This window comes from Pseudomonas sp. ANT_H4 (assembly GCF_008369295.1).
GTDB lineage: Bacteria > Pseudomonadota > Gammaproteobacteria > Pseudomonadales > Pseudomonadaceae > Aquipseudomonas.
In genome coordinates this window covers 1-26,677 of record NZ_VOBG01000030.1, presented here as the reverse complement: position 1 = coordinate 26,677, position 26,677 = coordinate 1, and the positions used below count along the sequence as shown (strand labels likewise).

26 protein-coding genes, 1 tRNA gene and 1 pseudogene are annotated in these 26,677 nt (G+C 60.6%); 19 read left to right on the top strand and 9 right to left on the bottom strand.

Going from position 1 to position 26,677, the window contains the following annotated elements:
• Nucleotides 1-247 precede the first annotated feature (247 nt).
• Nucleotides 248-778 (bottom strand): hypothetical protein, encoded by a 531-nt coding sequence (locus FQ182_RS25585; protein WP_149414492.1) that lies wholly within the window; start codon nucleotides 776-778, stop codon nucleotides 248-250.
• A gap of 56 nt (nucleotides 779-834) precedes the next feature.
• Here FQ182_RS25585 and FQ182_RS25580 point away from each other — a divergent pair, with 56 nt between their 5' ends.
• Together FQ182_RS25580 and FQ182_RS30545 are read left to right on the top strand one after the other, a co-directional pair.
• On the top strand, nucleotides 835-1,047 hold the full coding sequence (locus FQ182_RS25580) for a hypothetical protein (RefSeq protein WP_149414493.1): 213 nt from the start codon (nucleotides 835-837) through the stop codon (nucleotides 1,045-1,047).
• Between the two features lie 247 nt (nucleotides 1,048-1,294).
• A complete protein-coding gene (locus FQ182_RS30545) occupies nucleotides 1,295-1,726 on the top strand; it encodes a glycine zipper domain-containing protein (protein WP_133102728.1) in 432 nt (143 codons plus the stop codon).
• 57 nt (nucleotides 1,727-1,783) lie between these two features.
• Here FQ182_RS30545 and FQ182_RS29920 read toward each other — a convergent pair whose 3' ends face one another.
• The gene (locus FQ182_RS29920; RefSeq protein ID WP_178114528.1) at nucleotides 1,784-1,921 is read right to left on the bottom strand and encodes a hypothetical protein; all 138 of its coding nucleotides are present in this window, start codon (nucleotides 1,919-1,921) and stop codon (nucleotides 1,784-1,786) included.
• Nucleotides 1,922-1,978: 57 nt separating this feature from the next.
• Here FQ182_RS29920 and FQ182_RS25570 point away from each other — a divergent pair, with 57 nt between their 5' ends.
• Complete coding sequence (locus tag FQ182_RS25570) at nucleotides 1,979-2,266, top strand: integrase (protein WP_149414494.1); 288 nt, start codon at nucleotides 1,979-1,981, stop codon at nucleotides 2,264-2,266.
• Nucleotides 2,267-2,344: 78 nt separating this feature from the next.
• Here FQ182_RS25570 and FQ182_RS25565 read toward each other — a convergent pair.
• Nucleotides 2,345-2,418, bottom strand: a tRNA-Cys gene (locus FQ182_RS25565).
• A gap of 241 nt (nucleotides 2,419-2,659) precedes the next feature.
• Nucleotides 2,660-4,384 (bottom strand): gamma-glutamyltransferase, encoded by a 1,725-nt coding sequence (gene ggt / locus FQ182_RS25560; protein WP_149414495.1) that lies wholly within the window; start codon nucleotides 4,382-4,384, stop codon nucleotides 2,660-2,662.
• Between the two features lie 403 nt (nucleotides 4,385-4,787).
• Between ggt and FQ182_RS25555 the strand changes: the two genes are divergently transcribed.
• Together FQ182_RS25555 and FQ182_RS25550 are read left to right on the top strand one after the other, a co-directional pair.
• Nucleotides 4,788-6,065 carry an MFS transporter gene (locus tag FQ182_RS25555; protein ID WP_149414496.1) on the top strand — a complete coding sequence of 426 codons (1,278 nt, stop codon included), beginning with the start codon at nucleotides 4,788-4,790 and terminating at the stop codon, nucleotides 6,063-6,065.
• A gap of 134 nt (nucleotides 6,066-6,199) precedes the next feature.
• Complete coding sequence (locus tag FQ182_RS25550) at nucleotides 6,200-7,348, top strand: MalY/PatB family protein (protein WP_149414497.1); 1,149 nt, start codon at nucleotides 6,200-6,202, stop codon at nucleotides 7,346-7,348.
• A 54-nt stretch (nucleotides 7,349-7,402) separates the two neighbouring features.
• Here FQ182_RS25550 and FQ182_RS25545 read toward each other — a convergent pair whose 3' ends face one another.
• A complete protein-coding gene (locus tag FQ182_RS25545) occupies nucleotides 7,403-7,618 on the bottom strand; it encodes a molybdopterin-binding protein (RefSeq protein ID WP_133102741.1) in 216 nt (71 codons plus the stop codon).
• 340 nt (nucleotides 7,619-7,958) lie between these two features.
• On the opposite strand from FQ182_RS25545, the gene FQ182_RS25540 reads away from it, so the two are divergent.
• Genes FQ182_RS25540 through FQ182_RS25530 form a run of 3 tightly spaced genes read left to right on the top strand, consistent with a single transcriptional unit; the run spans nucleotide 7,959 to nucleotide 10,497 of the window.
• Nucleotides 7,959-8,930: an aliphatic sulfonate ABC transporter substrate-binding protein gene (locus FQ182_RS25540; protein ID WP_149414498.1), complete on the top strand. Its 972-nt coding sequence runs from the start codon at nucleotides 7,959-7,961 to the stop codon at nucleotides 8,928-8,930.
• Between the two features lie 10 nt (nucleotides 8,931-8,940).
• Entirely contained in the window at nucleotides 8,941-9,780 is an 840-nt protein-coding gene (locus FQ182_RS25535; RefSeq protein ID WP_149414499.1) for an ABC transporter permease, read from the top strand.
• Nucleotides 9,781-9,783: 3 nt separating this feature from the next.
• Nucleotides 9,784-10,497, top strand: coding sequence for an ABC transporter ATP-binding protein (locus FQ182_RS25530; protein ID WP_149414500.1), 714 nt, complete (start codon nucleotides 9,784-9,786; stop codon nucleotides 10,495-10,497).
• Nucleotides 10,498-10,524: 27 nt separating this feature from the next.
• Here the strand turns inward: FQ182_RS25530 and FQ182_RS25525 are convergent, their stop codons facing one another.
• The 4 genes from FQ182_RS25525 to FQ182_RS25510 all read right to left on the bottom strand — a co-directional run bounded on the left by FQ182_RS25525 (nucleotide 10,525) and on the right by FQ182_RS25510 (nucleotide 15,563).
• Entirely contained in the window at nucleotides 10,525-12,915 is a 2,391-nt protein-coding gene (locus FQ182_RS25525; RefSeq protein ID WP_149414501.1) for a TonB-dependent receptor, read from the bottom strand.
• A gap of 126 nt (nucleotides 12,916-13,041) precedes the next feature.
• On the bottom strand, nucleotides 13,042-13,992 hold the full coding sequence (locus FQ182_RS25520) for a FecR domain-containing protein (RefSeq protein ID WP_149414502.1): 951 nt from the start codon (nucleotides 13,990-13,992) through the stop codon (nucleotides 13,042-13,044).
• The gene (locus FQ182_RS25515) at nucleotides 13,989-14,507 is read right to left on the bottom strand and encodes a sigma-70 family RNA polymerase sigma factor (protein WP_149414503.1); all 519 of its coding nucleotides are present in this window, start codon (nucleotides 14,505-14,507) and stop codon (nucleotides 13,989-13,991) included. Before FQ182_RS25515 ends, FQ182_RS25520 begins: the two co-directional genes overlap by 4 nt.
• A 99-nt stretch (nucleotides 14,508-14,606) precedes the next feature.
• Nucleotides 14,607-15,563 carry a LysR family transcriptional regulator gene (locus FQ182_RS25510; protein WP_149414504.1) on the bottom strand — a complete coding sequence of 319 codons (957 nt, stop codon included), beginning with the start codon at nucleotides 15,561-15,563 and terminating at the stop codon, nucleotides 14,607-14,609.
• A gap of 122 nt (nucleotides 15,564-15,685) precedes the next feature.
• On the opposite strand from FQ182_RS25510, the gene FQ182_RS25505 reads away from it, so the two are divergent.
• The 11 genes and pseudogenes from FQ182_RS25505 to FQ182_RS25455 all read left to right on the top strand — a co-directional run.
• Nucleotides 15,686-16,981, top strand: a complete 1,296-nt coding sequence (locus FQ182_RS25505) for an MFS transporter (protein WP_149414505.1) — start codon at nucleotides 15,686-15,688, stop codon at nucleotides 16,979-16,981.
• A 16-nt stretch (nucleotides 16,982-16,997) separates the two neighbouring features.
• Nucleotides 16,998-18,182: an L-rhamnonate dehydratase gene (rhmD, locus tag FQ182_RS25500; RefSeq protein ID WP_149414506.1), complete on the top strand. Its 1,185-nt coding sequence runs from the start codon at nucleotides 16,998-17,000 to the stop codon at nucleotides 18,180-18,182.
• A gap of 11 nt (nucleotides 18,183-18,193) precedes the next feature.
• Entirely contained in the window at nucleotides 18,194-18,994 is an 801-nt protein-coding gene (locus FQ182_RS25495; protein WP_149414507.1) for an HpcH/HpaI aldolase/citrate lyase family protein, read from the top strand.
• A gap of 11 nt (nucleotides 18,995-19,005) precedes the next feature.
• Complete coding sequence (aldA, locus tag FQ182_RS25490) at nucleotides 19,006-20,439, top strand: aldehyde dehydrogenase (RefSeq protein ID WP_149414508.1); 1,434 nt, start codon at nucleotides 19,006-19,008, stop codon at nucleotides 20,437-20,439.
• A gap of 82 nt (nucleotides 20,440-20,521) precedes the next feature.
• The gene (locus FQ182_RS25485; RefSeq protein ID WP_149414509.1) at nucleotides 20,522-21,406 is read left to right on the top strand and encodes an amidohydrolase; all 885 of its coding nucleotides are present in this window, start codon (nucleotides 20,522-20,524) and stop codon (nucleotides 21,404-21,406) included.
• A complete protein-coding gene (rhaM, locus tag FQ182_RS25480) occupies nucleotides 21,406-21,726 on the top strand; it encodes an L-rhamnose mutarotase (RefSeq protein ID WP_149414510.1) in 321 nt (106 codons plus the stop codon). Before FQ182_RS25485 ends, rhaM begins: the two co-directional genes overlap by 1 nt.
• 39 nt (nucleotides 21,727-21,765) lie before the next feature.
• On the top strand, nucleotides 21,766-22,824 hold the full coding sequence (rhaT, locus tag FQ182_RS25475) for an L-rhamnose/proton symporter RhaT (protein ID WP_149414511.1): 1,059 nt from the start codon (nucleotides 21,766-21,768) through the stop codon (nucleotides 22,822-22,824).
• Between the two features lie 28 nt (nucleotides 22,825-22,852).
• Nucleotides 22,853-23,623, top strand: coding sequence for an SDR family NAD(P)-dependent oxidoreductase (locus FQ182_RS25470; RefSeq protein ID WP_149414512.1), 771 nt, complete (start codon nucleotides 22,853-22,855; stop codon nucleotides 23,621-23,623).
• A 227-nt stretch (nucleotides 23,624-23,850) separates the two neighbouring features.
• Nucleotides 23,851-25,173 (top strand): carbohydrate porin, encoded by a 1,323-nt coding sequence (locus FQ182_RS25465; protein WP_149414513.1) that lies wholly within the window; start codon nucleotides 23,851-23,853, stop codon nucleotides 25,171-25,173.
• A gap of 125 nt (nucleotides 25,174-25,298) precedes the next feature.
• On the top strand, nucleotides 25,299-26,213 hold the full coding sequence (locus FQ182_RS25460; RefSeq protein ID WP_149414514.1) for a pyridoxal-phosphate dependent enzyme: 915 nt from the start codon (nucleotides 25,299-25,301) through the stop codon (nucleotides 26,211-26,213).
• A 287-nt stretch (nucleotides 26,214-26,500) separates the two neighbouring features.
• Nucleotides 26,501-26,677, top strand: a pseudogene (locus FQ182_RS25455) (ribonucleotide-diphosphate reductase subunit beta); the annotation flags it as partial.

Sequence of the window (26,677 nt, the reverse complement as noted above, 5' to 3'; positions counted from 1 at the left end):
CGAACCGGCGTAGGCAGATTTGCAATTCACCAACAAAACAAGCTATTTCAATAGGTCATCACCACTACCGCTCCGCAACTAGCTAACTTTAATGAGCGTACAGCCCAAGCGGGCCGTGGGAGCTCTTGATTGCGGAACTGTTTTTACCCCTCCCTCGGCGTCCATGCCGACCGAACACAACCCATCCCAATGCACGGCACCTTCCACATCGTTCAAGCCTAATCGCACATCGCCTTTCGGGACTCAGTTACTTAACGCTGACTTGGCCCCGTGCGTACATTGAGGTCGAGCCGTGGTCGGGGATCGTGCAGGTAATCACGCCGGGTGGGCCAGGCTTCTTGTGTTTGTCCAGGGTGATCACGTTGGCCAGGTGGAAATACTGCTTGTCATCCAGATTTTTGGCCGACGCAGCATAGTAGAGCAGTCGGCCCAGGACTTCGGTGAAGGCCGCGTAGCAGTGCTCCTCCTCACTCAGTTCGGCGGGGTAGGTTTTGCTTTCCATCTGAATCACCACTGGTTCCTCGGGCGTTGACTGAGGGTCGGCTTCTACGCGGTCCATCGCATAGCTGATTTTCGGCTTGCGATCGTTGTAGCTGTAGCGCAGGAACTTCCAATCCTTCATCGCGTAGGCCAGGCCCTTTTCCGGATCCAGATAGAGTGTGACGTCATAGGTGTTCACGACGCGCTTGCCAATCAGCTCCGATGCCGCTTGGGCGGTTTGCAGGACGGCGCTCAGAGTGATTGCGACCAGGGTCCAAGTAAGGGTGGCGGTTTTCATTCCTGGATTTCCGTTCCTTGGCGGTGGGTAGTGGCTCAATAGTGGCGGATACTTTCATGAGTCTACTGGGTGGTCAACTGCGTAAAGCCAGAGAGGACATACTCGGTCTGGTGCAGATGTACGGCGAAGCTTTCGCGCAGCGTGACGAAACGATGAAAAGTCTACGTGAGAGATCCGGCGCGCTGTCAGTGATGTATATAGCGGTGCGCGATCTTCAAGTGATATCCGCGCAAAGGACAGGATCATTGAGGACCTTCGCCGCCAATTGACTCCTTGTTTCTGCCCTCCTCGATCTGAATCCGTAGCCCGCCGAACCTGAGCGGGCCCTTCTTCCTTCGGCGCGATTCGCCATGAGTAAAAACGCCGAATTAGGGCGACTCATGTAAAATAGCTTGTTACAACTAGTCATCCGACATCAGTTGCCACCACAGAACTTTAATAATCACGCTTGATCTAAATTACTGGGCGTAGTTTCACCCGTGAATGCCCCGTTAACGACCTGTTGAGGTTCATGAAATGAGAATGACACTGCCCGCCCTTGCCTTGGGTATCTTGATTACGCAGGGAGCAATGGCTGCTGGAGATGGAACCGCCGCTCTCGGAGGTGGTGTTGGTGGCGCGCTGGGCAACATTGTTGGTCAACAGTTAGGCGGGTCCACTGGTGCTGCCGTGGGGGCTGGCGTAGGCGGTGCTGCTGGTAGCGCGGTTGGAGCGCCAAGAGGCAACAAAACTGAAGCAGCGATCGGTGGCGGGATCGGGTCAGCTGGCGGCTCACTCATCGGGAATCGTCTCGGAGGCACTACGGGATCTACTATAGGCGCCGGTCTTGGCGGCGCGGCTGGCGGTGCAGTAGGTAATAACCTTGCCGACGACGACAGCAAGCACCGGTCTGGTGGCAAGAACTACAATGGCAAAAACAAGCACAAACACAAGAACAAGCACCGCTGATGAACTGAGCACCATTGAAAGAGAGAGCCCGCCACTGAGCGGGCTTTTTGTTGCTCATCAGAAAGGCGCAGGCTCTGCCTCTTCCTCAAAATCAGCGACTCCTATGGGCGAGTCCTCGCCTGCCTGGGCCTTCCACCTAACGGTGACCGCACCGTCGTCATCGAGCGTGATGTCGAGGTCATCCGTTTCGGACATGGGGTTGATGCGTCCGCACTCAGTGCCTTCCTTGACGCGCTGCTGGAGCGCAAGGCGATGGCGGGAATCAAAAGCTCGAGCCTGATCACTAATCAGGCTGGACTGAAAATGAGCTATCCGATGCTGCGCAATCGCTGGGATGAAGCCAGGGAGAAAGCGGCGGCGAAGGCTGCGAATGAAGGCCACACAACTCACTCGGCAACCATCAGGCAATTCCAGTTCCGCGATATACGACCGAAGGCTGCCAGCGAAATTGATGATAGTCGCCTGCTGGGCCACTCGACTCAGGAGATGACGAAGAAGGTTTATCGTCGTGTCGGCGAGATCGTAAAACCGACAAAGTGACGGTTAGTTGCGGAACACCTCCCAAATCGCAGGTAATAAAAAACCCCGTAGATCATTGATCTACGGGGTTTCTAAGAGTGGAGGCCGAGGTCGGAATCGAACCGGCGTAGGTGGATTTGCAATCCACTGCATAACCATTTTGCTACTCGGCCTCAAACGATCAATGCCAAAACCACTGGCACTCACCGCATACAAACTTGAGTGGGCTATGTGAAGCTTGCCTCTACTCTATCTCATTGAAAACATTGACGTTTTTTATTCGTCAGCGCGTTCGATGGGCGCAATTATGTACTCATTTGCTGGGGCTTGCAACCCCTTGATTTCAAAAAATATTCTTGTTCCGGGCAAGGTGTAACCGTTGTGGAGCGAGCTTACCCGCTCCACAAGAAGGCCTTAATAACCCAGGGACAGCCCGGTGTTACGCCGTGGGTCATTAGCCCCGTAGAAGCGGTTTTTGCCCACCGGCTTGCCACCCAGGGACGGTGCGCCCACCAGGATCGCCGCCAAATGGTTGGCATCCTGAGGGCCGGCAAATTTGTGGCCCCAGCTTTCGAGAATCTTCTGGGTGTCGGGACTCAGGGCGAACGTCTCGATGTTGGTTTCCTCGGGCAACCACTGCTGGTGGAAGCGCGGTGCATCGACGGCTTCCTGGATGTTCATCTTGTAGTCGATGACGTTGAGGATGGTCAGTAACGTTGCAGTGATGATGCGACTGCCACCGGGGGTGCCGACCACCATGACGGCCTTGCCATCCTTGGTGACGATGGTCGGGCTCATGGACGACAACGGCGTCTTGCCCGGCGCAATGGCATTGGCTTCGCCCTGGACCAGGCCGTACATGTTCGGCACCCCTATCTTGGAGGTGAAGTCGTCCATTTCGTCGTTGAGGATCACCCCGGTCTTGCTGGCCATGACGCCGGCGCCGAACCAGTCGTTGAGGGTGTAGGTCACCGACACTGCGTTACCCCACTGGTCGACGATGGAGTAGTGCGTGGTGTTGTTGCCTTCATGGGGAGAAACCCCAGGCTTGATGTCTTGGGAGATGCCGGCCTTTTGCGGGTCGATGGCGGCGCGCAGTTTGGCGGCGTAGTTCTTGTCCAGCAGATGGGCGACGGGGTTTTCGACGAAGTCCGGGTCGCCCAGGTAGCTGTTGCGGTCGACGTAGGCGTGACGCATCGCTTCGATCTGGTAATGCAGACCCTGGGCCGAGTGGTAGCCCAGCTCCGCCATCGGATAGCCTTCGAGAATGTTCATGATCTCGCAGATCACCACGCCACCGGAGCTCGGAGGCGGTGCCGAGACCACGTGATAACCACGGTAGTCACACTCGATGGGCGCCAGTTCGCGGGTCTTGTACTTGTCCAGATCGGCTTGGGTGATAATGCCTTTGCCGGATTGGCTGGAATCGACAAGCGCCTTGGCCACCCAGCCTTTGTAGAAGCCGTCGGCGCCGTTGGCGGAGATTTCCCGCAGGGTTTTCGCCAGGTCTTTTTGCACCAGTTTCTGGCCAACCTGCATTGGCTCGCCGCCGTGCAGGAAGATCCCGCGCATGTCCTGGTCTTTCTTGAACTCATCGGTGGCCGTGTGCAGCAGGTCGATATCACCCTGCTCCAGGGCAAAGCCGTTTTCCGCCAGGGTGATGGCCGGAGCAATGACCTGGGCGCGCTTCATCGTGCCGTACTTGCTTAGTGCCAACTCCATGCCTGACACGGTGCCAGGCACACCGACCGCCAGGTGGCCCTTGGAACTCAGGTTGGGGACAACGTTACCGTCTTTATCCAGGTACATATCCGCCGTGGCCGCCAGCGGCGCTTTTTCGCGGAAGTCGAGGAAGGTCTTGCGCCCGTCCGCCAGTTGCACGGTCATGAAACCGCCACCGCCCAGGTTACCGGCCGCCGGGTAGACCACCGCCAGCGCGTAACCCACGGCGACCGCTGCATCCACTGCGTTGCCACCGTCCTTTAGTACGTCGACGCCGACGTGGGTGGCCAGGTGCTGGGCCGTGACCACCATGCCATTTTCGCCGCCCACCGGGGCCTGGGACGCCGCGTGTACACCGCTGAACGTCAGGACCAGGGAAGTCGCTATCAATACTCGGGTAAAGGGTTGGTATTTCATCCATGGATACTCTATTTATTGGAAGCCATCAAAGTAGTCTCTTTCGAATCCAACCCCCAGTGCCATGGCGTTTTTATGACAGAGCCTGTCGGTGACGGAATAATGCCCATGCTATATTCCGGGCCTTCACGCCGAGCAGCAGACGCCATTGATGGTGAGCAAGAAGACCGGCATCCGTACCCAGCAAGCCGATCAGGCTCGTGCTCTAATTCCAGAACGTGGCAGGCCTTCCGGGGTTACTTCGCGACCCAACGGGAGCAAGCTCCCTCGCCACAAATGACTGCCAAATACCTGCAGCATCTCAGTCTTCTGACACTGCCTTTGGACGTCGCGTCTACAGCACCCCGAAGTGCTGAAAAAAGCGGTGTTATAAAAACCATAAGTCACCGCCAGGAAACACCCAATGGCCGACCCGATCCACGCGCTTTACCACAAGATCACCTGGAAGCTGATTCCCTTCCTGTGCTTCTGCTATCTGGCCGCCTACCTGGACCGGATCAATATAGGCTTCGCCAAACTGCAAATGCTCGACCAGTTGCAGTTCAGCGAAACCGCCTTCGGCCTTGGCGCCGGCCTGTTCTTTGTCGGCTATATCATCTTTGAAGTGCCCAGCAACCTGGTGCTGGAAAAGGTCGGCGCGAAGATCTGGATCGCCCGGATCATGATCACCTGGGGCCTGCTCTCGGCCTGCACCATGCTGGTCACCTCCACCACCCAGTTCTATATCCTGCGTTTTTTGCTCGGCGCCGCCGAAGCCGGGTTCCTGCCGGGGGTTCTGTACTACCTGACCACCTGGTTTCCCACCTATCGCCGCGGGCGGGTCATTGCCCTGTTCATGATCGGCCTGCCGCTGTCCAGCGTGATTGGCGGGCCGTTGTCTGGCTGGATCATGGGCCACTTCGACCACGTGGGCGGCCTGCGCGGCTGGCAGTGGCTGTTCCTGATCGAAGCGGTGCCCAGCGTATTACTCGGCGTGCTGACTTTCTGGGCTCTGCCTAACACCTATCAGCAAGCCAAATGGCTGTCACCGGAAGAAAAATCCCTGCTGGAAAGCGAGTTGCGCAAAGACGATGCCGACAGTGCCAGCAGCAAGCACAGCTTGCGCGACGGTTTCTTCAACCTCAAAGTGTGGATGCTCGGCGGTATCGACTTCTCGATCCTGCTCAGCGCCTATGCCATGGGTTTCTGGATGCCTACCTTTATCCGCAACGCCGGGGTTACCAACACCTTCCACATTGGCATCCTCACGGCCCTGCCAAGCGTCGCCGCGCTGTTGGGCATGCTGCTGATCGGCGCCAGCTCCGATAAACACCGCGAACGCCGCTGGCACATCATCGTGCCGTTTTTGGTGGGCGCCGTGGCCATGGCCAGCAGCACCTTTTTCACCCATAACGTGGTCGCCACCGTGGCCCTGTTTGCCATTGCCTCGGCGGCGATCATCGGCGCCGTGCCGGTGTTCTTCAGCCTGCCGGCGACCTTTCTTAAAGGCACCGCAGCGGCCACCGGTTTTGCCCTGGCCTGCTCGCTGGCAAACATAGCAGGGCTGGTGAGCAACTCGTTGATGGGGGTTGCGATCGACGTCACAGGCAGCAGCGCCGGGCCCCTGTGGTTTTTCGCAGGCTGCCTGATTATCAGCAGCTTCCTGGTGATCGCCCTGCCGGCGAAAATAGTGAATCGCTAAACACGCCTCACGTACCCTGGCGATGACGCGCGTCAAATCAAATGGGGGCAAACGGGCAATCAGCTCTGGCGTGTAGGTTTTATGGCGTTAGAATCAGCGCCATTGCACGCCAGCCCCACAGACACGAGCCCCCCATGAGCTTTGATTTCGACACGATCCACTCCCGCCTCGGCACCGGCAGCACCAAGTGGAGTCGCTACCCGCAAGACGTTCTGCCGATGTGGATTGCCGACATGGACATCGCCGCGCCAGAGGCCATTCTGGAGGCGCTGCACCAGCGCCTGGACCAACAGATGCTCGGCTATAGCATCGCCCGCCCGCAAGTTCGCGAGGCAATCGTCGCCGATTTGTGGAACAAGTATGCGTGGCGCGTGCAGCCCGATGAACTGCTGTTCCTGCCCGGTGTAGAGCCAGGGTTCAACATGGCGCTGCATGCTTTCGTCCAACCGGGGCAACCGGTGGTGTTGCAGACCCCCAACTATTGCCCGCTGCGCAACGCACCGGGCAACTGGAACCTGCCAAAGATCGAAGTACCGTTTGAACTGAGCGAAGCAGGCGAATACCTCACCCCGCTGCCCGCCTTGCGCCAAGCGCTGACCGGTGCCGGCGCCCTGCTGCTGAGCAACCCGCATAACCCGCTGGGCAAAGTGTTCCCCCGCGAAGAGTTGCTGGCGGTGGCCACTGCCTGCCTGGAGCAAGGCGCGCTGATCATTTCCGATGAAATCCATGCAGACCTGTGCTTCGACGGGCGTCGGCACATCCCCACGGCGAGCCTGAGCCCAGAGATTGCCCAGCGCACCATCACGCTGATGTCGGCCAGCAAGGCCTACAACATCGCTGGCTTGAAAACCTGCTTTGCCGTGGTTCAGGACCCGGTGATACGCGAGCGCTTCAACCGCGCGCGCTGCGGCATGGTCGACAGCGTCAGCCCCCTGGGCCTGGAAGCGACATGGGCAGCTTACAGCCAGTGCGGCGAATGGCTGGAGGCGCTGGTCAACTACCTGCAAGGCAATCGCGATTACCTGATAGATGCTGTGCGTACCCGTTTGCCGGGCGTGCTGATGCATGCACCACAAGGTACTTATCTGGCGTGGCTCGATTGCAGCGCATTGGGCCAGGAAGATCCGCAGCGATTTTTCCTGGAACAGGCGAAAGTCGGTCTCAGCGCCGGTCTGGAGTTCGGCGATGACAGCCAACAATTTGTGCGTTTGAACTTCGGCTGCCCAAGGGCGTTGCTCGAAGAAGGTCTCCAGCGCATGGAGCGCAGTTTGCGTCTGCGCTGAGGCCATTGGTTGATATGTGCTGATCGTTCCCAGGCGAGGGAACGATCATCAGCTTCACAGCTTGGCGATGGAAACTTCTGTCGATTTGACGAAAGCAATCACCTCGCTGCCCACCTTCAATTCCAGGTCACGTACCGAACGGGTGGTGATCACTGACGTCACGACGCCGGATGCGGTTTGCACGTCAATCTCGGACACCACTTCGCCAATCAGGATTTCCTTGATCACACCTTTGAACTGGTTGCGCACGTTGATCGCTTTGATGGTCATGTCGGCTTTCCTTTAGCTGTTGGGTCAATCCGCACGAATGCGCAGGCCCTCAAAATGCGCCATTCGAAAGAACAACAAAAGGAATATATAACTCTTTATTTATTCCATAAAAACATATGCAATAAAAACACTACTGTTGCCCAACCAACAGCTAATCAACAAAGTGCCCTGTCGCTTCACAGCATTTTCCCGCCGTTATCCGCCAGAAACGCCTTAACTCTCGCCCCGCGCCAGATGGCACAGAGACTGCATATTCCTCAAACGCATGATGAAACATGCCGACTGATATTTTCTGAATATAAGAAAGCCTTCTCTTTCCCGCCTTGCCCGGAGCTGTTCCATGAAATCCTTCGCCAAAGTCCTCTTGGGCGCCTGCGCCCTTGCCCTTAGTCTGCAACCTGTGGCTCAGGCCGCCGAAAGCGCACCCGCCGAAGTCCATCTGGACTACGCCTATTACTCGCCCGTGAGCCTGGTGCTCAAGCATTTCGGCTGGCTTGAAAAAGCCTTGCCACAAACCAAGGTCGGCTGGGTATTGAGCCAGGGCAGCAACCGCTCCCTGGAATACCTCAACAGCGGCGGCGTCGACTTTGCCTCTTCGGCCAGTCTTTCAGCGGTGTTGAGCCGAGCCAATGGCAGCCCGATCAAATCGGTGTACGTCTACAGCCGCGCCGAATGGACCGCGTTGGTGGTGCGCAAGGATTCGCCGTACAAGACCGTCACCGACCTCAAGGGCAAGAAAATCGCTGCCACCAAAGGCACCGACCCGTATCTTTTTACCCTGCGCAGCTTGCAACAGGCCGGCCTGACCAAGGACGACGTGGAACTGGTACACCTGCAACACCCGGACGGCCGCACCGCTCTAGAAAAAGGCGATGTCGACGCCTGGGCAGGCCTTGATCCGCACATGGCTGCCAGCGAGATCCAGGCCGGCTCACGCCTGCTATATCGCAACAAGAATTTCAACAGCTATGGCGTGGTCAGCGTCACCGAGCGTTATGCCACGGAGCATCCACACACCATCGCCACCGTGCTCGGCGCCTATGAAAAGGCCCGGGAATGGGCGGTAAAAAACCCCGAGGAGCTGGCGAAACTGCTGGCGACCGAATCCGGCCTCCCCCTGGAAGTAGCCAAGCTGCAACTGTCGCGCACAGACTTGAGCAGCCCGCTGCTCACCGCCCAGGACGTCGTTTCATCCAAGGCCGCCGCGCCGATCCTGGTGTCCGAGGAACTGGTGCGCCGTGGGGTGAATGTCGATCAGGTCATCGACCAGTTGATCGACACCTCATTCGGCCAGGCCCTGCCTCGTCCATAAAGGTGGCGTGATGACCAGCAAAAGCAAATCCCTGCCTGTCGGCCTGGCCCTGGCCACAGCGCAACCACTCAACCGCAGCGCCTGGCCACGGCGGCTCAAGGGCCTGGCGTTGCCGGTGCTGATCATCGCGTTGCTGGAGGTGATCGTGCGCATTGGCTGGCTGCCGTCTTACCAGATGCCGGCGCCCAGTGAAATCGCCGTGACCCTGACGGACCTGGCCGAAGGCGCCTTGTGGAAACACATCAGTGCCAGCCTGCTTCGGGTATTGCTGGGGTTCGCCATCGGCGCCAGTCTGGCCCTGGTGTTTGCCGCCTGGGTCGGTTTGAGCCGCGAAGCCGAAGCCTATCTGGAGCCTACTTTCGCCGGCCTGCGCTCGATTCCGAGCCTGGCCTGGGTGCCGCTGTTGTTACTGTGGCTGGGCATCGACGAGACCTCGAAGATCGTACTGATCGCCATCGGCGCGTTCTTCCCGGTGTACCTGAACGGCGTCGCGGCGATTCGCGATATCGACCGCAAGCTGGTGGAAGTCGGGCAGATGTATGGCTTCAGCCGCCGACGCCTGGTGCGGCGAGTGCTGTTGCCGGCCGCCCTGCCCGGCCTGTTCACTGGCTTGCGCAGCGGCCTGAGCCTGGCCTGGATGTTTCTGGTGGCGGCTGAATTGATCGCGGCAACCAAGGGCTTGGGTTACCTGCTCAGTGATGGGCGGGAAACGTCACGGCCAGATATTGTGCTGGCGGCGATCATAGTCCTGGCGTTGCTGGGCAAGATCAGTGACGGCCTGCTGGCCGCCCTGGAAAAACGCTGCCTGGCCTGGCGCGACACCTTCAACGGCCAAGGCCCAGGGGATTAAGCCATGAGTGAAGCGTTATTGGATATTCGCGTCGAGCGTAAAACCTTCGGCGCCACCACTGTGCTGACCAACGTCCACCTGACCTTGCAGCCTCGGGAAACCGTGAGCCTGCTGGGCCCCAGCGGCTGTGGCAAAAGCACCTTACTGCGGATAGTCGCCGGCCTGGAAAAGGACTTCCAGGGCGAACTGCGTAGCAGCGGCGGCGAAGTGGCGTTTGTATTCCAGGAGCCACGGTTGATGCCGTGGCTGACGGTGGAACAAAACATTGGCTTTAGCGATGACGGTCATTACGACAAGGCCTGGGTCGCTCAGTTAATCGATGAGGTGGGCCTGAATGGCTTTGCGCAAGCCTTGCCCAAGGCGTTGTCCGGCGGCATGGCCCAGCGGGTTGCCATCGCCCGCGGCCTGTATTCACGCCCGCAGGTGCTATTGCTGGACGAGCCGTTCAGCGCAGTGGATGCCTTCACCCGCATGAAATTGCAGGACCTGTTATTGCAACTGGCCGAACACCACGCCATCGCCCTGCTGCTGGTGACTCACGATGTGGACGAGGCGCTGTACCTGAGTGATCGGGTGCTGGTGATGGACAACCGGCCCAGCAGCATTCGCCAGGAGTTGGCGGTGGAGTTGGCTCATCCGAGGGATCGGCGAGACCCGCTGCTGGCTCGGCTCAAGGTGTTGTCCCTGACCGAGTTGCAGCGGGCGCATGTGATCTAAAGAATGCGCACCGTCTCGTAGCAGCGATCAGAACCCTACCGTTGCCGACACCAGCCAGGTACGCGGCGTTGATAGGGTCAAGCCAGGGGCGCTGTCGGATGAGGTGGCGGCCGAGGCCCAGTAAGTAGTGTTCAATACGTTCTCGACCGTGGCGCGCACGGTGATCGGTTTGTCGTCGACTTTGAAGGTGTAGCGCGCTCCAAGGTCGTAGCGTTCCCAGCTGTCGATTTTTTGCTGGTTGGCCGCGTCCAGGTATTGCGAGCCGGTGTGGATGGCGCGGGCAGTCAGGGTCAGGCCTTGCAGGTGTTGGATGTCCCATTCGGCGCCAAGGTTGACGTTGGCCACCGGGGAGCCGGTGCCGCGCTTGCCGTCGGTCTGGCCCTTGGCGGTTTTGGTTTGCTCGCTGTCCAGCAGCATCACACCACCCAGTAATCGGACATGCTCAATGGGTTCGCCAAACACCGTCAACTCAACGCCTTGGTTGCGCAACTCGCCGTTAGGCTTGAAGTTGTTTTGCTCGTCGATACCGTACGCCGGTTGATTGATGCGGAACACGCTGGCGGTCATCCCGAAGCTGCCCATATCGTACTTGGCGCCGACTTCCACCTGTTTGCTTTTAGTGGGCGCGAAGATCGCGTTTTCGTTGTTCACCCCGCTTGACGGTGCCGTTTCGCCCTGGCTCAAACCTTCCATGTAATTGCTGTAAAGCGAGAACTGATCAGTGATTTTCACCACCAGCCCGAGGGCTGGCGACAGCGCTTGCTCGTCATATTCCGGTTGGTCCTTCACCCCGTTGCTCCAGGACGTCACCTCGACCTTTTGCAAGCGTGCGCCCAGCGTCAGCAGTACACGGTCATCGAGAAAGCTGAGGGTATCGGCCAGGGCCAGGCTGGTGAAACGGTCTTCGGTGTGGGTGCTGGTGTCCCAGCGCACGGCCTTGCCGGGCTTGGGCAATACAACCGGGTTGTAGAGGTTGCTCTTGCCGGGGGTATAGCGCTCGCCGGCATTGTCGAAGTCCATGTTGAAGCGGTTCAGGCTGACGTTGATGGTGTGTCCCACAGCCCCCGTATTGAACCAGCTGCGGGCGCCGACGGTGACGGTCTTGACGTCTTCATCGCGGCGAAAACTGCGCGGCACGACGGTAAAATCGCCGTTGCTCTGGGTACTCTGCACCCCATGGCGCAGGAAGTCGTAGTTGCCTTTACGCGCCCCCGCCGAGGCGTAGACCATCAGCGAATCATTCACGTCAAACTCACCGCGTACCGCGCCAAAGGTGTCCTTGGTGTGGGACCAGGTCCAGGACTGGGCGAAGTTGCGGCGGATGTCCTCGGCCTTGGGCATCACGCTGCCCTTGGCGATTTCGACCCGCTCCTGCGGTGCGTCGGCGGTGCGTTCCTGGCGGCCCAGGTCGAGGGACAAGCGCACCCGCTCCTTGCGAAAGTCCAGGCCGATCACGGCCATTTCCCGATCCACGCTCTGGTGATCCCACTCGGTATCACCGGATTGCTTCACGCCGTTGAAACGCACGCCAAATTGCTGCTCTTCACCGAAGCGCCGGCCGATATCCACTGCGCCGCCGAACTGCCCGGCCGAGGCATAGCTACCGGTAAATTCGGTGATCGGTGCGTCGGTCGCGCGCTTAGGTTCAATATTGATATTGCCGCCAACGCTGCCCCGCGGGGCGATGCCGCCGAGCAAGGCACCGGGGCCTTTGAGGATGTCGACGCGCTCGACCATTTCCATGTCGATGGCGTAGGTCGGCAGCACGCCGTACAGGCCACCGTAGGACACATCACTGTTGAACAGGCTAAAACCGCGTACCGAAAACTGCTCAAAGCGCCCGCCCGCCGGGTTAGTGATGCGCACCGACGGGTCGCTGGCAACCATCTCGCCAAGGGTGCGCGCCTGCAGGTTTTTCACAGCTTTGGCGGTGTAGGAAGTGAGGTTGAAAGGCGTGTCCAAAAAGTCAGCCTCCCCCAACATACCTTGGGCACCTTTGCGGGTGACTTGGTCACCGGCATAGGTTTCAGCCACTGGCGTGGCAGCGATACCAAGAATTGAAGTAGCGGGCAGTTGGTAGCTGCCGCTTTGCGGCGCAGGGATCAAGGTGTAGGAGCGATCACCCACCGCCTGCAATTGCAGGCCGGAACCCTGGAGCAAGCGGGCGAAGCCTTCCTCAACGGCAAATTCACCGGAGATCCCGGCGCTGTTGCGACCGCTCACCAGGGCCGGGTCCACCGAAAGGTTGACCCCAGCCAGCCCGGCGAAGCGGGTCAGCGCCGTGCCCAGGCTGCCGGCCGGCACCTCATAACTGCGCCGGGCCGCGTCCTCGGCCCAGCTCACAGGAACAAACAACGGGCTGGCACTCAGGCTCAGCACAAGACTCAGGCGCAACAGCGATGGCGGGACGACGGGCATTTAAAAGGCTCTCTGTTTTCGTTCACTTGCCTTGGATGACAAGCGACGCGAAAAAAGGGGACACGGTCTTTTCAATTAATTAAGCCGAACACGGTTGTGGCAAGCCCGCTCGCCACAACAAACACCTCAGGCCAGTTTTTTGCGGGGCGTCAATGTGACCCAATAACGCGTGCGCGAATGAACCTCCAGAGCCAGGGTCGAGGCCAGGAGGCTAAGAATGCGATCGGTGTCTTCCAGGCGAAAGCTGCCGGTGACTCGCAGGGTTTCCAGGCTCGGGGCCCAGCGCAGCACGCCGGGTCGATAACGTTCGAGTTCGCGCAGGAAGTCGCCCAACGGCTGGTTCTGCGCAGTCAGCACTCCGTCGCGCCAGCCCAGTTGCAGGGCGTCGAACGGACTCATCGGGCCAAGGCCGGTGCTTTGCAGTCGCGCTTGTTGGCCGCCTTGCAAGGTTGCGACTTGCCCGCGACCATCGCGCACCTGAACCGCGCCCTTGAGCACCGACACCTGGCATCCATCAGGCAACTGCCGCACACAGACCTCGGCCTGACTGACGATGACCTGGCCGTAGCGAGTCTGCACGGTCAACGGCGCTTTGCCCGGTACCGTCAGCGCCAACTCGCCATCCACCAGTGTCAGGCGGCGCTGGGCCAGGTCCACGTCCACTGCGCTGGCGGTATTGAGTTGCAGACTGCTGCCGTCGGCCAGCGGAACTTGTTTGCGCTCGCCCGTGGCGGTGTGCAGGTCGGCACGCCAGACGTCGATGGGCAATTGCCGGCTGAGCAACCACACCGCCGGCACCAGTGCCGCCACGCCCAAGGCACGCTTGAGCACCGCGCGCCGGCCCGGTTGCGGTCGATCCAGGCTGGCCATGGCCAGCGCCTGGGGTAATTGGGCAAAGCGTTGGCGCAGCAACTGCGCCTTTTGCCAGGCCTGTTCATGGCGGGTGTGGCTGTCTCGCCATTGTTGCAGCCCGGCATGATCACGCTCGGTGGCGCTGCCCGACTCCAGCAACGCCAGCCACTGCGCGGCAGCCCGGGCGACCTGGCGCGCTTCGGGCGACGGCCCGCTGCGACTCACAGTTCCACCAACAGGCAATGCTCATACGCCTGGGCCATATAGCGCTTGACCGTGCGTTCCGAGACCTTGAGCCGCTCGGCAATCTCGCGATAACCCAGGCCTTCTAGTTGGCTCCAGAGAAACGCCCGACGCACAGCCGGGGGCAAGCCGTCGAGCAACTCATCCAGGGCGTGCAGGGTTTCCAGCAGCAGCCAGCGCTGTTCGGGCGACGGCACACAGTCTTGCGGCAAGCGCGCCAGGGCATTCAAGTAGGCCTGTTCCAGGCTGCGGCGCTGATGGAAATTGACCAGCAGGCGCTTGCCCACCGTGACCAGATAGGCCCGAGGCTCCTGAAGTTGCGCAATCGGCTGGGCGCTGGCCAGCACCCGCAGGAACGTGTCCTGACTGAGGTCGGCCGCATCCCAGGCATTGCCCAGCCGGCGCCGCAACCAGCTTTCCAGCCAACTGCGGTGGTCGCGGTACAAACTGTGAAGGCTGGGCTCTGCGACGGGCATTGGCCTTACTGCATCATTCATGGCAAACAAACCTGCGCGGCGCGAGTTAATCTCAAATGAGATTAATTCTAATTAATATCCCTGCGACGCACCATGTTCTTTTTGCCAAACCCCTCGCGCCTACAAAAGGCGGGTATCGAGCAGCGCCGCCTTTTGCCTGAGCAAATCAATAAACAGCCCCAACTCCCGACTCACCGGCTCCCCCTTGCGCAGCAGTAGCCCAAATGGCTCAAGCTGCACCTCCAGTTCCACCGGCAGCGCCACCACCAGGCCCATTTTCAGGTAGTCACGCAGGGCACTTTCCGAGAGGACCATGATTGCGTCGGTAAGTTGAATCAGCTGCTGCATCGAGTACACCGAACTGCATTCGATGATGTCCGCCGGTAGCGGCAAGGCCAGATGCTGCAAGGCCTGGTCGAAGCCGATGCGCGCCGGGCTGGTTTCCGGTTGCAGGATCCACGGCCAGTCGCTGACCAGCTCCGCCAGCGGCAGATGTTCGCGCTGGACCAGGGGATGGCCGGCATGCACCACCACCAACAGCCGTTCGTTGCCCAGGGGCTCGAAGGTGTAATGCTCGCTGTCAGTGGCGGCGTTTCGCCGGGCGATGGCCAGGTCGATGCGACCCTGTTCCAGCAACTGGATCACCTGGTCGCTGGTGTCACCCATGATGCGAATCCGCAGTTGCGGGTTGAGTGCCTTGATCTGCGCGATTGAGTTCATCACCAGATCCGGCGCAGCGCCCATGATCGTGCCAATCGACAGATAGCCGTAGCCGCCCTGCTGGCGCGCCATCAAGTCCTCGGCGCAGCGGTCCAGGCCGCTGAGGGCGGATTCAGCAAAACGAATCAGCTCCTTACCCAGCGCGGTGGGCCGCATGCCTCGGGGCAAACGCTCGAAAAGATCGCACGCAAACATGTCTTCGATCTCGCGCAGCATGCGGGTCGCCGCCGGTTGCGACATGTTCAGGGTTTGAGAGGCACGGTGCAGGTTCTGGCTGGAACTCAAGGCCACCAGCATATGCAGATGCTTGTAACGCAGGCGGTTGAACAGGCTGCGAGAAATGGTGGGGCTACTCATTTTTTTCCTTGTTATCGATAACCTTAAGGTATCGCTTGTGAGCTAGATTCGATTTGTAGCGCATTGCTCGGCCGCCGTACAGTCCGCCCCATAAGAACAAAGCCTCACAAAAGGACTTTACGATGACCACCCTGCCCGCGCCCCTGCTCGCCAAGATTTCCTGGCGGCTGCTGCCCTTCCTGCTGCTGATGTACATCATGGCTTTCCTCGACCGCGCCAACGTCGGGTTCGCCAAACAAGCCTTCCAGGCCGACACCGGTCTCAGTGATGCCGCCTTCGCCTTTGGCGCCGGGGTGTTTTTTGTCGGTTATGCGTTGCTGGAAGTACCAAGCAACCTGATCCTGCATCGCGTCGGTGCCCGCCTGTGGATGTGCCGGATCATGGTCAGTTGGGGCCTGGTGTCGGCGGCCATGGTTTTCGCCCATAACGAAACCAGCTTCTATGTGTTGCGCTTTTTACTGGGCATAGCCGAAGCCGGATTCTTCCCCGGCGTGATTCTTTACCTCACCTACTGGTTCCCCCAGGCCGTGCGCGGCAAGGCCATGGGTTTCTTCTACTTTGGTGCGCCGCTGGCGTTTATCTTCGGCAGCCCGTTGTCCGGTTTACTGCTGGAGATGGACGGTTTCGCCGGTATGCACGGCTGGCAATGGTTGTTCGCCGTGGAAGGCCTGATGGCCAGCGTGGTGGGTGTGTGGGCCTATTGGTACCTGGACAATCGTCCCGCCGACGCCAAATGGCTGACCGTTGATGAACGCCGCCAGGTCCAGGACCTGCTGGACCGCGAAGACCAAGACAAATCCTCCCACGGCCGCAGCCTCCTCAACGTGTTGTGCCAGCCATCGGTGTTGTACCTGTGCCTGGTCTACCTGCTGATCCAGGCCAGCGTGTACGGCGTGGTGTTTTACCTGCCGACCCAGGTCGCCGGCTTGCTCGGCACCAAGGTCGGGCTGATGGTCGGCTTGGTATCGGCAATTCCCTGGGTCTGCGCGCTATTTGCCGCCTGGTGGATCCCCGGTTATTCCGACCGTACCGGTGAGCGCCGTCGCACCGCGTCCCTGACGTTATTGATGGCCGCCGCCGGCATCGCCTGTTCGGTAACGTTCAGCAACCCGCTGTTGGGCATGCTCGCCCTGTGTTTCGCCGCCTCGGGATTTATCGCCGTGCAGCCGGTGTTCTGGACCTTCCCTTCCAGCTACTTGGCCGGCAGCGCCGCAGCCGCCGGCATTGCGCTGATCAACTCCTTCGGAGCGCTGGGCGGGTTTATCGCCCCGGTGCTGAAAAACTGGGCAGAAAGCGCCTTCCATTCCCCGGCGGCCGGTCTCTACCTGCTGTCCGCCACCACAGTACTGGCTGCGTTGCTGGTACTGGGCATCCATTCACCCGGCCATAAAGCGTCGAACACGCCGGCCACTGTTTAATTCCAGGAGTCACACCATGGGCAACATCACCATCAAACACGTGCGCGCCTTTGTACTGCGCGGCGGCGGCGCGGATTATCACGACCAGGCGGACGGCCACTGGATCGACGACCACATCTCGACGCCAATGAGCAAATACCCCGAGTACCGCCAGAGCCGCCGCAGCTTCGGGATTAACGTGCTCGGCACCCTGGTGGTGGAGGTCGAAGCCAGTGATGGCACGGTCGGTTTTGCCGTGACCACCGGCGGTGAGCCCGCCGCCTATATCGTCGAAAAGCACCTGGCACGTTTCCTTGAAGGCGCACGGGTCACTGACATCGAAAAGATCTGGGACCAGATGTACCAGTCGACCCTCTACTACGGTCGCAAGGGCCTGGTGATCAATACGATCTCTGGCGTTGACCTGGCGCTGTGGGACTTGCTCGGCAAGATCCGCCAGGAACCGGTGCACCAGTTGCTCGGCGGCGCCGTGCGTGACGAGTTGCAGTTCTACGCCACCGGCGCCCGCCCGGACCTGGCGCAGAAGATGGGCTTTATCGGCGGCAAGATGCCCCTGCACCACGGCCCGGCCGAAGGTGAAGAGGGCCTGCGCAAGAACCTTGAAGAGCTGGCAACCATGCGCGAGCGGGTCGGCCCGGACTTCTGGCTGATGCTCGATTGCTGGATGAGCCTGGACCTCAACTACGCCACCAAGCTGGCAGTCGGTGCCCACAAGTACGGTTTGAAATGGATCGAAGAAGCGCTGTCACCTGACGATTACTGGGGCTACGCGGCCCTGCGCAACAACGTGCCCAAAGGCATGCTGGTGACCACTGGCGAACACGAGGCCACCCGCTGGGGTTTCCGCATGCTCCTGGAAATGGGCTGCTGCGACATTATCCAGCCGGACGTCGGCTGGTGCGGCGGCCTTACCGAACTGGTGAAAATTTCCGCCCTGGCCGATGCCCACAACGCCATGGTGGTACCGCACGGCTCGTCGGTCTACAGCTACCACTTCGTCGCCACCCGCCATAACAGCCCGTTCGCCGAGTTCCTGATGATGGCACCCAAGGCAGACGAAGTGGTGCCGATGTTCCACCCGCAACTGCTGGGTGAGCCGGTGCCGGTCAATGGCCGCATGCGCTTGTCGGTGCTGGATAAGCCGGGTTTTGGCGTCGACCTCAATCCTGATTGCGTGCTTCACAGACCCTACAACCGCTAAGGGAGACCGTCATGAATATGCCCCACAACACGTTCAAGGCTGCGCTGCTTAAAGACGCGCCGCAATATGGCATCTGGGCCGGTTTCGCCACGGCCTACGCGGCGGAAATCGTCGCCAGCACAGGCTATGACTGGATGCTGGTCGACGGCGAGCACGCCCCCAACACCGTGCCCAGCGTACTGTCCCAACTCCAGGCCGTGGCACCCTACGGCACTGCGCCGGTGGTGCGGGCGGTCAGTGGCGATACCAGCCTGATCAAGCAGTTGCTGGACGTCGGCGCCCAGACCCTGATGATCCCCATGGTGGAAACCGCCGAGCAGGCCCAGGCCCTGGTGCGTGCCATGCGTTATCCCCCCCACGGCATTCGCGGTGTCGGCGGTGGCCTGACCCGCGCCACGCGCTGGGATGGTGTGGCCGACTACCTCAACACCGCCCATGAACAGCTATGCCTGATTGTCCAGGTGGAGTCGCGGCTGGGCGTGGAAAACGTCGAGGCGATTGCCTCCGTCGAAGGTGTGGATGCGGTGTTTATCGGCCCGGCCGACCTGTCCATCGGCCTCGGTCACGCCGGCAATCCCGGCCACCCCCAAGTGCAGGAGCGTATCCAGCATGCTGTCAATGCAACGCTCGCCGCCGGCAAGGCCTGCGGCATTCTCGCCCCCAACGAAGAGGACGCCCGCCGCTATCAAGCCTGGGGTTGCCAGTTCATTGCAGTGGCCATCGACATCAGCCTGTTGCGCCAGAGCGCGATGACCACCCTCGCCCGCTACCGCCCTGCCGCCGACGCCAAAGCGCCGTCGCGCACTTACTAAGGAACCTGCCCATGTCATCCGTTCCCGTGTACCAGAACTTCATCAACGGCCAGTTCACTGCCAGCGCTGCCCATCTGGATGTGCTCAACCCCGCTACCGGCGCGCTGCTGTCGAAGGTCCCGGCGTCTACCGCCGAAGACGTCGACCGCGCCCTTGCCGCCGCCCGTAACGCGCAGAAAGACTGGGCGCGCAAACCGGCCATCGAACGCGCCGGGCACCTGCGCCGCATCGCTGCCAAGTTGCGGGAAAACGTCGCCCACCTGGCCCGCACCATCACCCTGGAGCAGGGGAAGGTCACGGGCCTGGCGGAAGTGGAAGTCAACTTCACCGCCGATTACCTCGACTACATGGCCGAATGGGCGCGACGGATAGAAGGCGAGATCATCACCAGCGATCGGCCCAACGAAAATATCTTTCTGTTCCGCAAGCCCCTAGGCGTGGTGGCCGGCATTCTGCCGTGGAACTTCCCGTTCTTTTTGATCGCCCGCAAGATGGCCCCGGCGCTGCTGACCGGCAACACCATCGTCATCAAGCCCAGCGAAGAAACTCCGAACAACTGCTTTGAGTTCGCCAAACTGGTGGCCGAAACCGACCTGCCTGCTGGCGTGTTCAACGTGGTTTGCGGCGACGGCAGCGTTGGCGGCGCACTGACCGCCCACAAAGGCGTGGACATGATCAGCTTCACCGGCAGCGTCGCCACCGGTTCGCGGATCATGGTCGCTGCCGCGCCGAACATCACCAAGCTCAACCTGGAACTGGGTGGCAAGGCGCCGGCCATTGTTCTGGCCGATGCCAACCTTGATCTGGCGGTCAAAGCCATTCGCGACTCGCGAATCATCAACAGCGGCCAGGTGTGCAACTGCGCCGAGCGGGTGTACGTGGAGCGCAAGGTCGCCGACCAGTTTATCGAACGCATCAGCGCCGCAATGTCCGCTACACGCTACGGCGACCCTATCGCCCAGTCCGATGTGGAGATGGGCCCGCTGATCAACCGCCAGGGCCTGGACAGCGTCAACCGCAAGGTGCGCACGGCCCTGAGCCAAGGCGCCACACTGGTCAGCGGCGGGCAGATTGCCGACCTGGGGCAAGGCTTCCACTTCCAGCCGACGGTATTGGCCGGTTGCCGCGCCGACATGGAAATTATGCGCGAAGAAATCTTCGGCCCGGTGCTGCCGATCCAGATCGTCGACGACCTCGACGAAGCCATCGCCATGGCCAATGACTGCGACTACGGCCTGACTTCGTCGATCTACACCCGCGACCTGGGCCAGGCGATGCATGCGGTGCGCGAGCTCGACTTTGGCGAAACCTACGTCAACCGCGAAAATTTCGAAGCGATGCAGGGCTTCCATGCCGGCGTGCGCAAGTCCGGGATCGGCGGCGCCGACGGCAAGCACGGCCTGTATGAGTACACCCATACCCATGTGGTGTACCTGCAGAGCTGAGGTGGTGCAACGGGCCCTTGCACGGTAGCGTGCGGGGCCTTACGACAATTCTTACAACAACTCTTCCGACAAGGATTGCGCAATGACCATTGCCAACCTCTACAGCGGCCCGATCATCGACAGCCATCTGCACCTGTTCGATCCGCACCGCCCTCAAGGCATTCCGTGGCCCGAGCCGGGTAACCGGCTGTATGCCGCGCATTTGCCCGTGGACTATTGGACCCTGGCGGCTGAACACAATGTGATCTGTGCGGTAGCGGTGGAAGCCAGCCCCTGGCGCGACGACAACCGCTGGCTGCTGGAGACCTTGCGCAGCGATGCGCGGATGCTGGGTTTTGTCGGCAACCTCGACCCCCTGCATGCACAGTTCGCCGCCGACCTCGCGGCGCTGGAACATGAGAGGCTGTTCCGCGGCCTGCGTTACGGCAACCTGTGGGGCCGGGATTTGCTTCTGGATCAGACCCGTCCCGGTTTTATCGACGGCCTGCGCCGGCTGGCCGACTGCGGGCGCAGCCTGGACAGCGCCAACCCCGACCCCCGACTGATCAAGGGCCTGCTGCACGTGAGCGATGCACTGCCGCAACTGCGGATCATCGTCGATCACCTGCCCAATGCAAGTGTGCCGCCGGGTAAGGAAGCGGCGTACCGCGCCGACCTGCTGCGCCTGGCAGAACGTCCCAATGTGTTCGCCAAACTGGCGGAAATCCCCCAGGTCGGGCCGCAAGGCTTGATCCTCGATACGGCCTTCTACAACGATCGCCTGGCCGTGTTGTGGGAAGCGTTTGGCGAAGACCGCTGCTTCTTTGGCAGCGATTGGCCCAACAGCAATCACCTGGCTGACTTCGCCACCACCCTGGGCCTGGTGAAGGCCTGCATGGCCGACAAACCACAGGCTGTGCAGGGCAAATTTTTCTTGCATAACGCGTTGCGAATCTACAGCCCCACGCCACCCCGTGGAGGTCTCTGATGCAGACCCGCGCCTTTCGCATGAACCTTAATCCGGGCCAGGCCGCTGAGTACCGGCTGCGCCACGAGCAGGTTTGGCCGGAACTGGCCCAGGCCCTGCGCGATGCCGGCGTGGCGGATTACCGGATTTTCCTCGATGAGCCAAGTAACGCGCTGTTCGCGGTACTGACCCACGAGGATACCCATGGCCTGGATGAGTTGCCCGGCACCGCGCTGATGCAGCGCTGGTGGCAGTACATGCAAGACATCATGCCCAGCCACCCGGACGCCTCGCCCATCAGCGTGGACTTGCTGCCGATGTTCAGCCTTGCGCCCGGCTGATTCACCTACTCACAACAACAATAAAAAGGATTCGAACACGTGGAAATCATTCTCTTCGGTGTGATTCTGCACTTCATTGGCGGCTTCGCCTCCGGCAGTTTCTACATTCCCTACAAGAAGGTCCGCGGCTGGGCCTGGGAAAGCTACTGGATCACCGGCGGCCTGGTGTCCTGGCTGATCGTGCCGTTGATTGCCGCGCAACTGACCGTGCCCGGCTGGGTCGATATCCTCCGTCAGGCGGACTCCAGCACCCTGCTCTGGACCTATATGTTCGGCGTGCTCTGGGGCATCGGCGGGCTGACCTTCGGCCTGACCATGCGCTACCTGGGGTTGTCTTTGGGGATGTCATTGATCATGGGCCTGACCTCGGCCCTTGGCGCCTTGATGCCGGCGCTGTACCGCGATGTGTTTACCAACGAGACCGAAGGCACCCTGACCTCAATGCTCGCCTCACAGGGCGGGCATTGGGTGCTGTGGGGCGTGGCGGTATCGCTGATCGGCATCGCAGTGTGCGGCAAGGCCGGGCTGATCAAGGAGCGCGAAGTTTCCCAGGCAGTGAAGTTCGCCAGTGTCAGCGAGTTCTCCCTGGGCAAGGGCATGCTGGTCGCCGTGATTTCCGGGGTGCTGAGCGCCTGCTTCAGCTACGGCATTTCCGCCGGTCGTCCCTTGGCCGCAGCAGCGGTGGAGCATGGCGCCAACAGCCTGTTCCAGAACAACGTGACCTTTATGGTGATCATGTGGGGCGGCCTGACCACCAACGGTATCTGGTGCCTGTGGCTGAACTGGCACAACCGCACCTTCCACAACTACACCGACCGCAGCACCCCGCTGCTGCGCAACTATCTGTTGGTGGCCTGCGCCGGGACGTTGTGGTTTTTGCAGTTTTTCTTCTACGGCATGGGCGAAAGCCGCCTGCAGAACGACGCCAGTTCGTGGGTGCTGCACATGTCGTTCATCATCATCGTCTCCAACTGCTGGGGCCTGTATTTCCGTGAATGGCACGGCACCAGCGCCACCAACAAGGGCGTATTGGTGGCCGGGATTGCGGTGATTCTCGGCGCCATCGCCATGGTCGGTTACGGCAACTACCTCGGCTGAAGCCACTTATTTTTCAAGGAGTCTTTCCATGTTGTTAGCAGACAAAACCGTGATCATCACCGGCGCCTCCCGTGGCATCGGCCGCGCCGCCGCTCGTGAATGTGCGCGCCAGGGCGCCCGCGTGGTGATCGGCCACAGCGGCAGCAGCCAGGGCACTGAAGCGGCCTATTCGCTGATCGAAGAGATCCTGGCATTCGACGGTCAAGCCATTGAAGTGGGCGCCGACGCAGCAGACCCAGACACCGGCGACAAGCTGGTGGCCGGCGCGGTCAAGGCTTTTGGCAGTGTCGACGTGTTCGTCAACAACGCCGGGATCTGCCCGTTCCACTCCTTCCTCGACATGCCTCGCGAGGTGTACCTGAAGACCGTCAACACCAACCTCAACGGCGCCTACTTCGCCGTGCAGGCGGCGGCCAACCAAATGAAAAACCAGGGCAAGGGCGGCGCGATCATTGCCGTCAGTTCCATCAGCGCCCTGGTGGGCGGCGGCATGCAAACCCACTACACGCCAACCAAGGCCGGGCTGCATTCGTTGATGCAGTCCTGCGCCATTGCCCTGGGGCCGTATGGCATTCGCTGTAATTCGGTGTTACCGGGGACCATCGCCACCGACATCAACAAGGAAGATTTGGCCGACGAGGAAAAGCTGGCGTACATGACGTCGCGCACACCCTTGGGCCGCCTGGGTGAACCAGACGATGTCGCCGGGCCGATCGTGTTCCTGGCCTCGGACATGGCGCGTTATGTGACCGGTGCATCGCTGCTGGTGGATGGCGGGCTGTTCGTTAACTTGCAGTAAGCACTCACCTTTACCTCGGGTCACCGGGCCTGTTGTGGCGAGCGGGCTTGTCAGATCGCCGCACCGCCGCGTTGGGCTGCGTAGCAGCCCCAATAAAATCGCCACACTCTTTCAGACATACCTCATCGAAAGACCTCGGGGCTGCTGCGCAGCCCAACGCGGGCAAGCCCGCTCGCCACAAAATTTGAGCAACACCCCTAATAAAAAACAAAACCAAGGAGCACTCCATGCGCAACACCCTCCCCCTGGCCCTGTTATGCGGCGCCTTTTCCACCAGCGCCGTGAGCACCGGCTTTCTCGATTCCAACTCACCCGCCATGCTCGGCGACTGGAACGGCCTGCGCCCGGAACTGGCGGAAAAAGGCTACGACTTCACCCTCAAGTACGTCGGCGAAGTCGGCTCCAACCTGGGCGGCGGCTACGACTCCCACATGACCGCGCGCTGGAGCGATCAACTGATCCTCGGCGTGACCATGGACCTGCAAAAACTCCTCGGCTGGCAGGACGCGACCTTTCGCATTGGCATCGGCGAGCGCCACGGCAAGGACATCACCAACGACCGCGTGCATCACCCCGACGCCACCGGCCTGACCTCGACCATGGAAGTGTTCGGCGGCGGCAATGCCTGGCGGCTGTCACAGTTCTGGTACGAGCAGAAATTCTTCGACCGCAAGTTCGCCCTGAAACTCGGCCGCTTCGGCCACGGCGAAGACTTCGACCAGTTCCCCTGCGAGTTCCAGAACGTGACCCTGTGCGGCTCCCAGGAAGGTAACTGGAACGGCGTGTGGAACAGCTTCCCCATCAGCCAGTGGGCGGTACGGGCCAAGTACCAGTTCACCGACGAGTTCGCCCTACAGGTCGGCGCCTACGACAAAAACCCAGGCAACGCCGAGGCCAGCAACGGTTTCAAACCCTTTATCAGCGGCTCCCAGGGCACCAGTTTTCCCATCGAAGCCATCTGGAAAGGCCAGATCGCCGGCCTCAATTCCGAGTACCACGCCGGTTACTACTACGCCAACGCCGATGCCAAGGGCATGCTCAAGGACGCCGACGGCAACTACGCCGCCGACAGCAACAAGCCTTACCGCATGTACTCAAGCAATGACGGCTGGTGGCTGTCGGGCCAGCAGCAGTTGACCACGGTCGACGGCAACGCCAAGCGTGGCCTCAATGTGTTCGCCAACCTGACCGTCAACGATCCCGACAAAAGCGTGATCAAGAGCCTGATCCAGGTCGGCATGATCTACCGTGGCCCGTTTGATTCACGCCCAGACGACACCTTAGGCATCGGTGCCTCAAAGCTTACGGTCAGCAACGACTACACCCGCAACACGCAAATGCTCAACGCCCGCAACGGTGTGAGCTCCATGGACGACCCGTTGTACGTTCCCGAGCAACGCCGGGAGTACAGCTACGAGATCAACTACGGCGTGCAGGCGACCAAATGGCTGATGGTGCGACCCAACCTGCAATACGTGAAATACCCGGGCGGGTTGAAGGAAACCAACAGTGCGGTGGTCGGGGGGGTGCAGTTTATTGCTGATTTCTAGTCGGTCCGCTGTTCGCCATTAGACCCTTGCCCACGTCGGATCAAGCTAGCACCGCACGCAGTCAGATATACGCTGCGGGGCTGCCACCCTTATGATGGAAGGCCTACCAATAAGGAAATTGCGCAATGCTGCCGATTCGTACCCCATTGATTCTGCACCCAGGCCTCTCCACACCCAGCCGGCGGATCTGGCTCAAGCTGGAAAACCTGCAACCCTGCGGCTCGTTCAAGTTGCGGGGGATGAACACCCTCTGTGCCTACGCCGCCAGCCAGGGCAAGACGACAGTGGTCTGCCCGTCCGGCGGCAATGCCGGGTTGGCGACGGCGGTGGCGGCACGAGGGTTGGGTTTACACGCGCGAATCGTGGTGCCAACGACGACACCGCAGGCGACCCGCGCACGTATCCAGCGGGCCGGCGCTGAAGTGGTGGTGCACGGTGATCTTTGGGATGAGTCCAATCAGCTGGCGCTGCAACTGGCCGAAGCGCCGGATGCGCTGTATGTGCCGGCCTTCGATCACCCGCTGCTGTGGGAAGGCCATAGCAGCATGGTCGACGAGATTCTTGAGGATTGCCCCCAGGTTGATGCCATTGTCACTTCCGTGGGCGGCGGCGGGTTGCTGGCAGGTGTGTTGGTGGGGCTAGAACGCCACGAGCGTTATGACTGCAAGGTCATCGCTTGCGAGACCCAGGGCGCCGCGTCGTTTGCCGCCGCCGTGGACGCCGGGCATCCCGTGCGACTGGCGAAAATCGACACCATCGCCAAGTCCCTCGCCGCCACGCAGGTTGCGGGGTGGCCGGTTGAGCATATCCAGGGTTTCCCCCATCAATGCGTGGTGCTGAGCGATTCCGAGGCGATGATGGGCGTTGCTCGTTACGCCGATGACCTGCGCCAGTTGGTGGAGCCCGCATGCGGGGTGTCGCTGGCGGTGGCTTATCTGGATCACCCGGCGATTGCCGAGGCGCAGGACGTGGTGATCATCGTCTGCGGCGGTGTAAGCATCAGTGCCGAGACGGTTGGCCAGTGGCAACAAGCGGGCTAAAACGCCCGTTCCATCTTGATGATCTCGATCGACACCCGGCTTTATATCCAACAAAGGGTTTGCCAGCCGCTCAAGACCGTACTTTCTACGCGTTGACCACCCTAGGTAAACACCATATAGTGTGCCAACACCAACTAATCACCACTACATAGTGTGCGGCGCCGTCAAAGACAGACCACACTGCGTGCAGTATTTCAATGCCTTGAAGCCTGCAAGTAGAACATTTTTGAACGCGGTGAACAGCAGTCACCCACGCCGTCAGAACGGACCAGGAAGGAGTATTTTCAATGCTGAGTTGGGATGAAGTCGATAAAGAAGACACCCACGACGTAGTCATCAAAGGCGCCAACGCCGGCCACGCCACCGAAGCCAACATGGACCGCCTCGACGGTGCCGGCGCTGCCGCCGCCATCGAAGCCCGCGCCGTCACCGCTAACGACTCCGCCGCTATCGTGCGCGCCAAG

What these genes read in the sequence shown, in the direction of transcription:
- FQ182_RS25585 (WP_149414492.1), bottom strand. Translation starts at nt 778, where the DNA reads ATGAAAACCGCCACCCTTACTTGGACCCTGGTCGCAATCACTCTGAGC.
- FQ182_RS25580 (WP_149414493.1), top strand. Translation starts at nt 835, where the DNA reads ATGAGTCTACTGGGTGGTCAACTGCGTAAAGCCAGAGAGGACATACTC.
- FQ182_RS30545 (WP_133102728.1), top strand. Translation starts at nt 1,295, where the DNA reads ATGAGAATGACACTGCCCGCCCTTGCCTTGGGTATCTTGATTACGCAG.
- FQ182_RS29920 (WP_178114528.1), bottom strand. Translation starts at nt 1,921, where the DNA reads ATGTCCGAAACGGATGACCTCGACATCACGCTCGATGACGACGGTGCG.
- FQ182_RS25570 (WP_149414494.1), top strand. Translation starts at nt 1,979, where the DNA reads ATGGCGGGAATCAAAAGCTCGAGCCTGATCACTAATCAGGCTGGACTG.
- ggt (WP_149414495.1), bottom strand. Translation starts at nt 4,384, where the DNA reads ATGAAATACCAACCCTTTACCCGAGTATTGATAGCGACTTCCCTGGTC.
- FQ182_RS25555 (WP_149414496.1), top strand. Translation starts at nt 4,788, where the DNA reads ATGGCCGACCCGATCCACGCGCTTTACCACAAGATCACCTGGAAGCTG.
- FQ182_RS25550 (WP_149414497.1), top strand. Translation starts at nt 6,200, where the DNA reads ATGAGCTTTGATTTCGACACGATCCACTCCCGCCTCGGCACCGGCAGC.
- FQ182_RS25545 (WP_133102741.1), bottom strand. Translation starts at nt 7,618, where the DNA reads ATGACCATCAAAGCGATCAACGTGCGCAACCAGTTCAAAGGTGTGATC.
- FQ182_RS25540 (WP_149414498.1), top strand. Translation starts at nt 7,959, where the DNA reads ATGAAATCCTTCGCCAAAGTCCTCTTGGGCGCCTGCGCCCTTGCCCTT.
- FQ182_RS25535 (WP_149414499.1), top strand. Translation starts at nt 8,941, where the DNA reads ATGACCAGCAAAAGCAAATCCCTGCCTGTCGGCCTGGCCCTGGCCACA.
- FQ182_RS25530 (WP_149414500.1), top strand. Translation starts at nt 9,784, where the DNA reads ATGAGTGAAGCGTTATTGGATATTCGCGTCGAGCGTAAAACCTTCGGC.
- FQ182_RS25525 (WP_149414501.1), bottom strand. Translation starts at nt 12,915, where the DNA reads ATGCCCGTCGTCCCGCCATCGCTGTTGCGCCTGAGTCTTGTGCTGAGC.
- FQ182_RS25515 (WP_149414503.1), bottom strand. Translation starts at nt 14,507, where the DNA reads ATGAATGATGCAGTAAGGCCAATGCCCGTCGCAGAGCCCAGCCTTCAC.
- FQ182_RS25510 (WP_149414504.1), bottom strand. Translation starts at nt 15,563, where the DNA reads ATGAGTAGCCCCACCATTTCTCGCAGCCTGTTCAACCGCCTGCGTTAC.
- FQ182_RS25505 (WP_149414505.1), top strand. Translation starts at nt 15,686, where the DNA reads ATGACCACCCTGCCCGCGCCCCTGCTCGCCAAGATTTCCTGGCGGCTG.
- rhmD (WP_149414506.1), top strand. Translation starts at nt 16,998, where the DNA reads ATGGGCAACATCACCATCAAACACGTGCGCGCCTTTGTACTGCGCGGC.
- FQ182_RS25495 (WP_149414507.1), top strand. Translation starts at nt 18,194, where the DNA reads ATGAATATGCCCCACAACACGTTCAAGGCTGCGCTGCTTAAAGACGCG.
- aldA (WP_149414508.1), top strand. Translation starts at nt 19,006, where the DNA reads ATGTCATCCGTTCCCGTGTACCAGAACTTCATCAACGGCCAGTTCACT.
- FQ182_RS25485 (WP_149414509.1), top strand. Translation starts at nt 20,522, where the DNA reads ATGACCATTGCCAACCTCTACAGCGGCCCGATCATCGACAGCCATCTG.
- rhaM (WP_149414510.1), top strand. Translation starts at nt 21,406, where the DNA reads ATGCAGACCCGCGCCTTTCGCATGAACCTTAATCCGGGCCAGGCCGCT.
- FQ182_RS25470 (WP_149414512.1), top strand. Translation starts at nt 22,853, where the DNA reads ATGTTGTTAGCAGACAAAACCGTGATCATCACCGGCGCCTCCCGTGGC.
- FQ182_RS25465 (WP_149414513.1), top strand. Translation starts at nt 23,851, where the DNA reads ATGCGCAACACCCTCCCCCTGGCCCTGTTATGCGGCGCCTTTTCCACC.
- FQ182_RS25460 (WP_149414514.1), top strand. Translation starts at nt 25,299, where the DNA reads ATGCTGCCGATTCGTACCCCATTGATTCTGCACCCAGGCCTCTCCACA.